The organism is Mycobacterium sp. (assembly GCF_049802695.1).
Taxonomy (GTDB): Bacteria; Actinomycetota; Actinomycetes; order Mycobacteriales; family Mycobacteriaceae; genus Mycobacterium.
Genome location: NZ_JBARMY010000434.1, coordinates 1 through 11,467 on the forward strand (window position 1 = coordinate 1; position 11,467 = coordinate 11,467).

Sequence of the window (11,467 nt, forward strand, 5' to 3'; positions counted from 1 at the left end):
ACGCTGGCCGGCGCGATTTGCGCGGCGCTGTTGTCGCGCGAACGCACCGGCGCCGGGCAGCTGGTCAGCACCTCGCTGTACCGGCAAGGCGCCTACACGGTGGGTTTCGACCTGAACACCTACCTGATGACCGGCAATCCCATCGCCATCGGCCGGCGCGAGTCGATGGCCAACCCGGCCATGAACAACTACACCGCAGGCGACGGGCGGCGGTTCTGGATTGTAGGCTTGCAGGTCAACCGGCACTGGCCGCCGCTGTGCCGGGCGGTGGGCCGCCCCGACTGGCTGACCGACCCGCGTTTCGCCGACGCGCGCTCGCGGGCCGCCCACGCCGTGGAGTTGGTCGCCGAACTGGACCAGATCTTCGCGGCCAAGACGCTGGCCGAGTGGGCGGAGGTGTTTGCGGGCGAACCCGATTTCTTCTGGTCGCCGATCAATTCGCTGGAAGATGTCGTGGTCGACGAGCAGTTTCAAGCCGCAGGCGGCATCGTCGACGTACCGGACGGGAACGCGGTCGTGCCCATGGTCGCGACACCGGCGGACTTCCACGGCACGCCAGGGGCGCCGCGATCCCCGGCGCCCCTGCTGGGCGAACACACCGACGAAGTGCTCGCCGAACTCGAGGCACGCCGCAGTTGAGCCGCGGTTTTACAGATTGACTCAGAAGTGTCACGCTGAGTCGGCCGGGTCCTAGGACCATTGCGAGTGCGACGATGAGGACGCCTGAGTGACCGCTCAAACTGTGGACGCAGCCGACCGGAAAACCGCCGATGTCAATGCGCCGGACAACGGACAACGCCGCGACGACCCGGTGCTGAACTATCGCCTCGACGTGGTCGCGTCCGACACCGCCGACGTGGTGCGCTTGATCGGCGGGTGGCTCTATGACCAAACGGCCGCCGGCTGGGACGTCAGCGTGCTGGCACCGCAGCACACCGACAACCGCCCGTTGCAGATCATCGGGGCCCGCGCCGCGGACCTGGCATCAGTTCTCGGGGCGCCGATTCCGGCATCCGCCGGGCACGGTCTGGTTGTCAGCCCGGGCATCTTCGCCTCCGATGCCCGCGTTCGCGACATGGTGCGGACGGCCCTGGCTTGCCGGACGACCGAAGTCGCGCTGATCGACGGTGGCTGGCCGCTTGCGGTTGGTCACCGCACCACTGCTGTGCGGCATGTACTCAGCGCCGCGGCCCGGGCCTTCAAAAGGCATGCGCTTGCCGCAGCGGGGATCTCGTCGACAGTCGAGCCGACCGAGACGCTTCGCAGCGACATGACGAATCACCTGCCGGTTGCATCGGATCTGATTCCGGTCCTGTGATGCGACGTTCATCGAGCGGTGAAGGCTAACTCTCGGTGCGCCGGCGGGTCGACCGATGACCGGTGCCGCGCGGGTTCAGGCCCGGGCCAATGTGCAGGATCAAGCCCTGCAGCAGCCTTCAGAAGGTGATGAGCTGGCGTACCGCAATGCCGTCGGCGAGCCGGTCCATCGCGTCGTTGATGTCGTCGAGGGTGATCGTCGAGGACACCAGCGACTCGACCGGCAGCCGCCCGGAGCGCCACAACTCGACGAAACGCGGAATGTCACGCGACGGCACCGCTGAGCCCAGGTAGCTGCCGATCAGCGATCGCCCCTCAGCGACAAAACCCAACGGCGCCAAATCGATTCGCGCACTCGGCGGCGGCAACCCGACCGTGATGGTCCGCCCGCCCGGCGCGGTCAGCTCGATCGCCGTCTGCAGCGCGGCGGGGTGACCGGCGGCCTCGACGACCACATGGGCCTTGACCCCGGCCTCGGTCGCCGCTTGCGGCGTGTAACTTTCCTGCGCGCCGAGAGCTTTCGCTGCGTTCAGCTTTTCGGGCAGCTGGTCGACCGCGATCACCCGAACGTCGTCGTGCGCCAGCGCAGTCATGACCGCCGCCATGCCGACACCGCCCAGGCCGACGACGATCACTGTCTGACCGGCTTGCGGCCGGCCGACGTTGAGCACCGCACCTCCGCCGGTCAGCACCGCGCAGCCGAGTAACGACGCGACCGGCGGTGGCACGTCGTCGGGCACTGGCACCACGCTGGCACGGTGAACGACGGCGTGCGTCGCAAACGCGGAGACGCCGAGGTGGTGATACACCGAACCGTCACCCCGACTCAGCCGCATCCCGCCGCCCAGCAAGGTGCCGGCATTGTTGGCAGCGCTGCCGGGTTCGCAGGGCGTCAGCCCGTCAGTCGCGCACGCCGCGCAGTGGCCGCAGCGTGGCAAGAACGTCATGACCACCCGCTGGCCCACGCTCACGTCGCCGACACCCGCGCCGGTGCGTTCGACGATTCCGGCCGCCTCGTGACCGAGCAGCATGGGCGTCGGCCGCACCCGATTGCCGTCCACCACCGAAAGATCGGAGTGACACACCCCGGCAGCTTCGATGCGGACCTGCAGCTCACCCGGCCCGGGCGGGGAAAGCTCGACGTCGGCGACGCTGATCGGCCGCGACTCGGCGTAGGGGCGAGGCGACCCGATGTGCTCCAGCACGGCTCCCCGGATTTCGGTCATGGTCGAATACAACCATGACTCCGTTTTCTGCGGTCCCGCCGCACTCGGACGGGCTCACCAGTCGCGACTTCCCAGTGCACTGGCCGGTGCTCACCCGATGGGCCGACAACGACATGTTCGGTCACCTCAACAACGCCGTTTACTACCAGCTCTTCGACACCGCGGTCAACGGCTGGATCAGCGCGAACGTCGACATCGACCCGGTCACCACTTCCGCCCAGGGCATCGTCGCCGAATCCGGCTGCCGCTACTTCTCCGAACTGCATTTCCCGCAGCGGCTGGTCGTCGGGCTGGCGGTGACACGGCTCGGACGCAGCAGCGTCACCTATCGGCTCGGCGTCTTCCGCGGCGCTGAGGAGTTGGCCGCCGACGAACCGCAGGCCATCGCCGCCGTGGGGCACTGGGTGCACGTCTACGTCGACCGCACCAACCGCAGACCGGTGCCGATCCCCGAGGCGATCAGATCGCTACTGTCGACGGCCGTCATTGCCAGCGGCGATCGCGAGCGCGGGTGAAAGCCGGGCGAAGCGGGTCGCCGTCATTGCCAGCGGCGATCGCGAGCGCGGGTGAAGGCCGGGTGAAGCGGGTCGCCGTCATTGCCCAGCGCGCCGCGTATGCTCGGCCGATGCCGATCGTGAGCAAGACCGTCGAGGTGGCTGCCGACGCCGCGTCGATCATGGGCATCGTCGCGGACTTCGAGTCCTATCCGCAATGGAACACGGAGATCAAAGGGCTCTGGGTGTTGCACCGCTACCCGGACGGTCGGCCCAGCCAGTTGCGGCTCGACGCGGTGTACGAAGGCTTCGAGGGCGTCTTCATCCAGGCGGTGTACTACCCGAGCGCAACCCAGATCCAGACGGTCATGCAGCAGGGCGATCTGTTCGCCAAGCAGGAGCAGTTGTTCAGCATTGTGGAGATGGGCCCGACCAGCTTGCTGACCGTCGACATGGACATCGAGCCGAAGTTGTCGGTGCCCAAGTTGATGGTGAAGAAGGTCGCCAATGACGTCCTGGATTATCTCGCTGACAACCTGAAACGCCGCGCCGAGCAGCTGGCCAGCCGCTAGCTCCAGACGCCGCTGCGCGCCAACCTCTCGGTCAGCCGGCGCGCCCCATCGATGAACTGCCACGCGGTGTGTTCGACGACGGCCGCGATGTCGCGTCGGCGTAGCGCGCCGATCAGCTGCTGGTGGTTCTTGACCGCCGCAGCGCCCCAGTCGGGGTCGGCGGCATACACCATCACAGGCATGTACCGCGCGGCTTGCAGCAGGAACCAGGCCAATTTGGTCCGGCCGCTGGCCTGGTTGAACACCCGGTGAAAAGAAAACTCCGACGCGGCGATCGCCTCGGCGTCGCCGAGTTCGATTGCCGCGGCCAGCGCCTCGTTGAGGTGCTCGAGTTCGTCGATCTCGTCGTCGGTGATGTTGGCGCCGGCGGTGGCGGCAAGCTCCTTGGCGATGGCGGCCTGCAGCCAGAAGATGTCGTCGATGTCTTGACGACTCAGCGGCATGACGACATGGCCGCGGTGCGGCTGGAGCTGCACCATGCCTTCGCCGCTGAGTTTGAGCAGCGCCTCGCGCACCGGGGTGATACTCACCCCGAGTTGGGCGGCGGTTTCGTCCAGCCGGATGAAAGTCCCCGGGCCCAGTGCGCCGGACATGATTGCCGCCCGCAGATGGGTCGCGACCTCGTCGGACAGCTGCGCTCGACGCAGTGGGCGACGGCTGCGGGGCTGTGCGGAGCCGGGTGCTTTCACGTGGCGCTTCCGGGTGGATCCGGGCGGCTTGCAAGGCCTTGTCTTCGCGGCGTCCAGGCCATAGTGTGACCCAGGCAACACTATGTTTTATCAAATATCAACTTCTCGCAAGTCGTAGTGACGGAGAAGGGACACCGCCAGGTGACCTCGCAGCTGACCGCGAAGACCACCGCCACCGAGCAGCCGTACCTTGCACGGCGGCAGAACTGGGTCAACCAACTCGACCGGCACGCGCTGATGCAGCCGCAGGCGCCGGCGCTGCGTTTCCTGGGCAACACCTTGACATGGGCGCAGCTGCGCGAACGAGTCGCCGCACTGGCGGGTGCGCTGAACCGTCGCGGCGTCGGCTTCGGCGAACGAGTGATGATCCTGATGCTCAACCGCACCGAGTTCATGGAGTCGGTACTGGCGATCAACATGCTCGGCGCGATCGCGGTGCCGGTGAATTTCCGGTTGACCCCGGCCGAGATCGCCTTTCTCATCAGCGACTGCGAGGCGCGTTTATTGATCACCGAACCGGTGCTGGCCGCGGTGGCCACCGGCGTGCGCAACATCCAGCCGTTGCTGGAAACGATCGTCGTGGCCGGTGGCGACGGCCGAGACGGCCTGCTCGCTTACGAGGACCTGGTCGACGAGGCCAGTAACTCGTCGGCATCGGTCGAATCGGTGGACATCCCGAACGACTCACCCGCGCTGATTGTGTACACCTCGGGCACCACCGGGCGGCCCAAGGGTGCCGTACTCACCCACGCCAACCTGACCGGGCAGACGATGACGGGCCTCTACACCCACGGCGCCGACATCAACAATGACGTCGGCTTCATCGGTGTGCCGTTCTTCCACATCGCCGGGATCGGCAACATGTTGACCGGGATGCTGCTGGGCGTGCCCACCGTGATCCACCCGCTCGGCGCATTCGATCCCGGCCAACTGCTGGACGTTCTGCACGTAGAGAAGGTGACCGGCATCTTCCTGGTGCCCGCCCAATGGCAGGCGGTGTGCGCCGCTCAGCGAAAGAACCCCCGTGAGCTCAAGCTGCGGGTGATCTCGTGGGGCGCCGCGCCGGCGTCGGACACGCTGCTGCGCGAGATGTCAGAGACCTTTCCGGGCGCCCAGATACTTGCCGCGTTCGGCCAGACCGAGATGTCGCCGGTTACCTGCATGCTGCTGGGGGAGGACGCGATCCGCAAACGCGGTTCGGTGGGCAAGGTGATTCCCACCGTCGCCGCCCGCGTCGTCGACGAGAACATGAACGACGTACCCGTCGGTGAGATAGGTGAAATCGTCTATCGCGCACCGACTTTGATGAGGGGCTACTGGAACAATCCGGCGGCCACCGCGGAGGCCTTCGCCGGTGGCTGGTTCCACTCGGGTGACTTGGTCCGGATGGACGAGGACGGCTACGTCTGGGTGGTGGACCGCAAGAAGGACATGATCATCTCCGGTGGAGAAAACATCTACTGCGCCGAAGTGGAGAACGTCCTCGCCGGCCATCCCGGCATCGTCGAGGTCGCTGTCATCGGTCGGGCCCACGAGAAGTGGGGCGAAGTGCCGATCGCGGTCGCGGCCGTCGTGGCAGACGCGCCGCAAAACAAGTTAAGCCTCGAGGACCTCGACGAGTTCCTCACCGAGCGACTGGCGCGCTACAAGCACCCCAAGAGTCTGGAGATCGTCGACGCCCTGCCGCGCAACCCGGCGGGCAAGGTTCTCAAGACCGAACTGCGGGCGCGCTACGCGGCCGCCGCAGAACCTCGAACGGGGGCTCGGTGAAAGAGCTTGAAAGTTGCTGACAATCAAACGATCCTGCCCCAACCAGACAACTGACGTTACCGATAATTTCACTGTGGAGTCGACGGAGGTTCAATTGTGCGGATGCCGCACCCACCCGAAGGGGCATCGGGTACAGTCCTGTGGTCTCGCTTACTACCTGTGAGTAAGGAGACGGCCGTCACACGCAGAGAGCCGGGGCAAGGAGGCGGAGTGCGACACGATCGACCGTTGAGCGGTGGCGTCGACGGTCCCGGGGGGAGGGGGCCGAAGTGACGGAATCGACGGGGGGTTTGGTTGGTTACGTTCGCGGTCAGGTGAAGGGCCCGCTGACGGTCCTCGGCGGCTTCTTCCGGATGACCGTGCTGACCGGGAAGGCGCTGTTCAACTGGCCGCCCCAGTGGAATGAAGTGATCCAGCAGTGCTGGTTCATCATGAGGGTCGCGCTGCTGCCGACGATCATGGTGTCGATCCCGCTGACGGTGCTGCTCATCTTCACGCTCAACATCTTGCTGAAAGAGGTCGGCGCCGCCGACCTTTCCGGCGCGGGCGCGGGAATCGGCGTGGTTACCCAGCTCGGCCCGCTGGCCACCGTGCTGGTGGTCGCCGGCGCCGGATCGACGGCGATCTGTGCTGACCTGGGTGCCCGCACGATCCGGGAAGAGATCGACGCTATGGAGGTGCTGGGCATCGACCCCATCTACCGGCTGGTGGTGCCCCGGGTGATTGCGTCGACCATCGTCTCGACCCTGCTCAACGGCCTCGTGATCACTGTCGGCCTAGTCGGCGGCTACGTCTTCGGGGTCTATCTGCAGAACGTGTCGGGCGGCGCCTACCTGGCCACGCTGACTACACTCACCGGGCTGCCTGAAGTAATCATCGCGACGGTCAAGGCCGCGGTGTTCGGGCTCATTGCCGGCCTGGTCGGCTGCTACCGCGGGCTGACCGTCGGCGGCGGCTCCAAGGGCCTGGGCACCGCAGTCAACGAAACTGTGGTGCTGTGCGTTGTCGCGCTGTATGCGGTGAACGTCATATTGACCACGATCGGTGTGCGGTTCGGAACGGGTAAGTGACATGAGTACTGCCGCTGTACTGCGCGCCCGCTTCCCGCGGGCAACGGACCGCGTTCGCCGCTTCGGCAGCGCCGCGGGCCAGGGATTCGAGCAGTCCGGCCAGCTGGCGTGGTTCGCGGTGGAAAGCGTCGCGAATATCCCGCACGCAATCCGCGAGTATCGCAAGGAATTGCTGCGGCTGATCGCCCAGATCGGCATGGGCACCGGCGCCATGGCGGTCGTCGGCGGCACCGTCGCGATCGTGGGATTCGTGACGCTCTCCGGGAGCTCACTGGTTGCGATCCAGGGTTATTCCTCGTTGGGCAATATCGGTCTCGAGGCGTTCACCGGGTTTCTCGCCGCGTTCGTCAACGTCCGCCTCGCCGCCCCGGTCGTCACCGGTGTCTCGCTGGCGGCCACGGTGGGCGCCGGCGCGACCGCCGAACTGGGGGCCATGCGCATCGCCGAAGAGGTTGACGCCCTCGAGGTGATCAGCGTGAAGTCGATCTCCTACCTGGCGTCCACCAGAATCATCGCCGGACTGATAGTCATCATCCCGCTATACGCGATGGCTATCATCGCGACCTTCCTGTCCCCTCAGGTCACTACCACGCTTCTCTATGGACAGTCGCACGGCACCTACGAACACTATTTCCGGACGTTCCTGCGTCCCGAGGACGTGTTCTGGTCCTTCGGAGAAGTCATCCTGATGGCAGCGATCATCATGATCTCGCACTGCTATTACGGCTACAACGCAACCGGCGGCCCGGTCGGCGTCGGCGAGGCCGTTGGCCGATCGATGCGCTTCTCGCTCGTGTCGGTGGAGTTGGTCATCCTGCTGGCTGAGTTGGCGCTTTACGGCGTCAACCCGAACTTCGCTCTTACGGTGTAATCGCCATGACGTATCCGGAGGGGAAAGAAAACAAGATCCCTAACCCGCCATATAAGTTGGCCGGTCTAGGGGTGCTGGTGATCTTGGTGATCATAGTTGCCCTGGTATACCTGCAGTTTCGCGGAGACTTCACGCCGAAAGTCCACTTGCAGATGCTGTCCGCTCGCGCGGGTCTGGTGATGGATCCCGGCTCGAAGGTCACCTACAACGGGGTGGAGATCGGCAAGGTGGCCGAGATTTCCGAGGTGACGCGCGACGGCAAGCCCGCGGCCAAATTCTCGCTCGACGTCTATCCGAAATACCTGAAGCTCATACCGCAGAATGTGCGCGCCGACATCAGGGCGACCACCTTGTTCGGCGGCAAGTACGTGTCGCTGACCTCGCCCAAACACCCGACGCCGCAACGAATCTCGCCGCAGCATGTGATTGATGCCCGCTCGGTGACCACAGAGATCAACACGGTGTTCCAGACGATCGCCTCGCTCTCCCAGCAGGTCGATCCAGTCAAGCTGAACCTGACGTTGAGCGCGGCGGCGGAAGCGCTGAGCGGGCTGGGCGACAAGTTCGGTCAATCGATCGTCAACGCCAATGCGGTACTCGACAACGTCAACCCTCAGCAGCCCAGGGTTCGACGCGACATTCAGCAGTTCGCAGCTCTTGCAGACACCTTCGCCAACTCAGCGCCCAACTTCTTCGACTTCCTCAGCGACACCGTGATCACTGCACGCACCCTCAACCGACAGCAGAGCGACCTCGATGCGGCGCTGATGTCGGCCGTTGGATTCGGCAACACCGTTGGCGACGTCATCCAGCGCGGCGGCCCGTACCTGGATCGTGGCGCGGCAGACTTGGTGCCTACCGCCAAGTTGCTCGACGAATACAGCCCCGAGCTGTTTTGCACCATCCGCAACTACCATGACATCGAACCCAAGGTCGCTGCTTTCACCGGCGCGAGTAACGGCTACTCGCTGCGTACTGACAGCGAGCTGCTCTCCGGGGCATCACTTCTGCTGAACCCCTCATTCATATTCGGCAGCCTGCTGTTTCCGGGTTTACTGCTGGCCTCACCGGCCGCAGCGATCAACGGTGCGCCGAATCCCTACATCTATCCGGAAAACCTGCCCAGGGTAAATACCAAGGGCGGACCCGGTGGTGCACCCGGCTGCTGGCAGCCGATCACCCGCGATTTCTGGCCGGCGCCGTACCTGGTGATGGACAGCGGCAACAGCGTCGCGCCCTACAACCACTTAGAAGTCGGTTCGCCCTATGCGATCGAGTACGTCTGGGGCCGTCAGGTAGGGGATAACACGATCAACCCATGAGCATCAGAGGCACAGTAATCAAGTTGGCGATCTTCGCGGTGGTGCTGGCGTTTTTCACCGCAGCCATCATCGTGGTGTTCGGCCAGATTCGGTTCGACCGGACCAACAGTTACACCGCAGAGTTCATCAACGTCAGCGGGCTGCGGGAAGGTCAATTCGTTCGCGCCTCCGGAGTGGAGATCGGCAAGGTCAAGAGCATCGAATTGGCGGACAACGGCCACCGCGCCGAGGTGAAATTCGACGTCGACCGTTCAGTCCCGCTGTATCAGTCGACGACCGCGCAGATCCGCTACCTCGATTTGATCGGCAACCGCTACCTGGAGCTGAAACGCGGCCAGGGCCAGGGGGTGGACCAGTTACTCACCCCGGGCGGGTTCATTCCGCAGTCTCGCACTTCGCCGGCGCTGGATCTCGACGCGCTGATCGGTGGTTTCAAGCCACTGTTTCGGGCCTTGGATCCGCAGAAGGTCAACAACATCGCCTCGGCCATCATCACCGTCTTTCAGGGACAGGGCGGAACCATCAACGACATCCTCGACCAGACTGCCCAATTCACCTCCACCATCGCCGAACGTGATCAGGCGATCGGACAGGTGGTCAAAAACTTGAACATCGTGCTCGATACCACGGTGCGCCATCGCAAAGAATTCGACCAGACAGTCGACAACTTCGAGAAACTGGTCACCGGCCTGGCCAACCACTCGGACAACCTGGCAGCGGACGCCGCCAACATCAGCAGCGGCACCGGGGCAGTCGCCGATCTGCTGGCGGACAACCAGGCGCTGCTGAAAAAGACCATCAACTACCTTGATGCGATACAGCAACCGATCATCGACCAGCGCGATCTGTACAACGACCAGCTGCACAGGACGCCGATCGCGCTGGACAAGATCGGGCGCGCGATCGGCAGCTATGGCGACTTCGTGAACTTCTACTTCTGCGACATCACCCTGAAGTTCAACGGACTTCAGCCTGGGGGCCCGGTTCGCACAGTACGGCTTTTCCAGCAACCGACCGGTAGGTGCACGCCGCAATGAGAACACTGGAACCGCCCAACCGGACACGGATCGGGCTCATGGGCCTGACGGTGGTGCTGCTGATCGTAGCCTTCGGCCAAACCATGACCAGCGTCCCGATGTTGTTCGCCTCGCCCGCTTACTACGGCCAGTTCACCGACACCGGCGGGATGAACAAAGGTGACAAAGTGCGCATCGCCGGCCTGAACGTCGGTGTCATACAGTCGATGAGAATTGATGGTGACCACATCGTGATGAAGTTCACGACCGGCGGTCAGCCCATCGGCGCCGAGAGCCGGCTCACGATCCGCACGGACACCCTGCTGGGGAGGCGAGTGCTCGAGATTGATCCGCGCGGCACCAAAATGTTGCGTCCCAATACGACGCTGCCGTTGGGGCAGAGCGCACAGCCTTACCAGCTTTACGACGCCGTCTTCGACGTCACCAAAGCGGCCTCCAACTGGGACATCGACACCGTCAAGCAATCGCTGAACGTGTTGTCGCAGACCATTAATCAGACCTATCCGCACCTGAGCGCGGCTCTCGACGGAGTGGCTCAGTTCTCCGACACCATCGGCAAGCGCGACGAAGAGATCAAGCATCTACTGGCGCAAGCCAATCAGGTGGCCAGCGTGCTGGGCGACCGCAGTGACCAGGTCGACCGGCTGTTGGTCAACACGAAGACCCTGCTGGTTGCGCTCAACGAACGTGGCCAAGCCATCGACGTGTTGCTGAGCAACATCGCCCGCTTCTCGAACCAGGTGCAGAAGTTTATCAACGACAATCCCAACCTGAACCACGTGTTGGAGCAGTTGCGCACGGTCAGCGACTTACTCAAGGAGCGTAAGCAGGACCTGGCCGATGGAATTACCAAGGGCGGTCGTAACATTCAACAGCTCGGCGAGACCATTGCGTCGGGACCGTACTTTAAGGTGCAGCTGGCCAACCTGTTGCCGTATCAGCTGCTGCAGCCGTACGTCGACGCCGCATTCAAGAAGCGTGGCATCGATCCGGAGGAGTTCTACCGCAACGCGGGTTTGCCGGCGTTCCGGTTCCCCGACCCCAACGGCACCCGATTCCCCAATGGCGCACCGCCGCCGGCCCCGCCGGTGCTCGAAGG

General features: G+C 64.3%; 12 protein-coding genes. 10 read left to right on the top strand and 2 right to left on the bottom strand.

Annotated elements, in window-relative coordinates:
- On the top strand, positions 1-639 hold a 639-nt coding region (locus WA317_RS17390), incomplete at its 5' end, for a CoA transferase (RefSeq protein WP_425174213.1).
- 88 nt (positions 640-727) lie between these two features.
- On the top strand, positions 728-1,318 hold the full coding sequence (locus tag WA317_RS17395) for a hypothetical protein (RefSeq protein ID WP_425174214.1): 591 nt from the start codon (positions 728-730) through the stop codon (positions 1,316-1,318).
- Positions 1,319-1,436: 118 nt separating this feature from the next.
- Here the strand turns inward: WA317_RS17395 and WA317_RS17400 are convergent, their stop codons facing one another.
- On the bottom strand, positions 1,437-2,543 hold the full coding sequence (locus WA317_RS17400; RefSeq protein WP_425174215.1) for an alcohol dehydrogenase catalytic domain-containing protein: 1,107 nt from the start codon (positions 2,541-2,543) through the stop codon (positions 1,437-1,439).
- A gap of 14 nt (positions 2,544-2,557) precedes the next feature.
- Between WA317_RS17400 and WA317_RS17405 the strand changes: the two genes are divergently transcribed.
- The gene (locus tag WA317_RS17405) at positions 2,558-3,058 is read left to right on the top strand and encodes an acyl-CoA thioesterase (protein WP_425174216.1); all 501 of its coding nucleotides are present in this window, start codon (positions 2,558-2,560) and stop codon (positions 3,056-3,058) included.
- 110 nt (positions 3,059-3,168) lie between these two features.
- A complete protein-coding gene (locus WA317_RS17410) occupies positions 3,169-3,609 on the top strand; it encodes an SRPBCC family protein (RefSeq protein WP_425174217.1) in 441 nt (146 codons plus the stop codon).
- Here the strand turns inward: WA317_RS17410 and WA317_RS17415 are convergent.
- The gene (locus WA317_RS17415) at positions 3,606-4,298 is read right to left on the bottom strand and encodes a GntR family transcriptional regulator (RefSeq protein ID WP_425174218.1); all 693 of its coding nucleotides are present in this window, start codon (positions 4,296-4,298) and stop codon (positions 3,606-3,608) included. The two genes, WA317_RS17410 and WA317_RS17415, sit on opposite strands and share 4 nt — an antisense overlap.
- A 117-nt stretch (positions 4,299-4,415) precedes the next feature.
- Between WA317_RS17415 and fadD5 the strand changes: the two genes are divergently transcribed.
- From fadD5 to WA317_RS17445, 6 genes are all read left to right on the top strand, one after another.
- On the top strand, positions 4,416-6,068 hold the full coding sequence (gene fadD5, locus WA317_RS17420; RefSeq protein WP_425174219.1) for a fatty-acid--CoA ligase FadD5: 1,653 nt from the start codon (positions 4,416-4,418) through the stop codon (positions 6,066-6,068).
- A 269-nt stretch (positions 6,069-6,337) separates the two neighbouring features.
- Positions 6,338-7,138, top strand: coding sequence for an MlaE family ABC transporter permease (locus tag WA317_RS17425; protein ID WP_425174220.1), 801 nt, complete (start codon positions 6,338-6,340; stop codon positions 7,136-7,138).
- A 1-nt stretch (position 7,139) separates the two neighbouring features.
- Positions 7,140-8,009 (top strand): MlaE family ABC transporter permease, encoded by an 870-nt coding sequence (locus WA317_RS17430; protein WP_425174221.1) that lies wholly within the window; start codon positions 7,140-7,142, stop codon positions 8,007-8,009.
- 5 nt (positions 8,010-8,014) lie between these two features.
- A complete protein-coding gene (locus tag WA317_RS17435; protein ID WP_425174222.1) occupies positions 8,015-9,331 on the top strand; it encodes an MCE family protein in 1,317 nt (438 codons plus the stop codon).
- Entirely contained in the window at positions 9,328-10,368 is a 1,041-nt protein-coding gene (locus tag WA317_RS17440) for a virulence factor Mce family protein (RefSeq protein WP_425174223.1), read from the top strand. The genes WA317_RS17435 and WA317_RS17440 overlap by 4 nt, the downstream gene beginning before the upstream one ends.
- Positions 10,365-11,467 (top strand): MCE family protein (locus WA317_RS17445; RefSeq protein ID WP_425174224.1); only part of this gene is annotated, 1,103 nt, incomplete at its 3' end. The genes WA317_RS17440 and WA317_RS17445, both read left to right, overlap by 4 nt.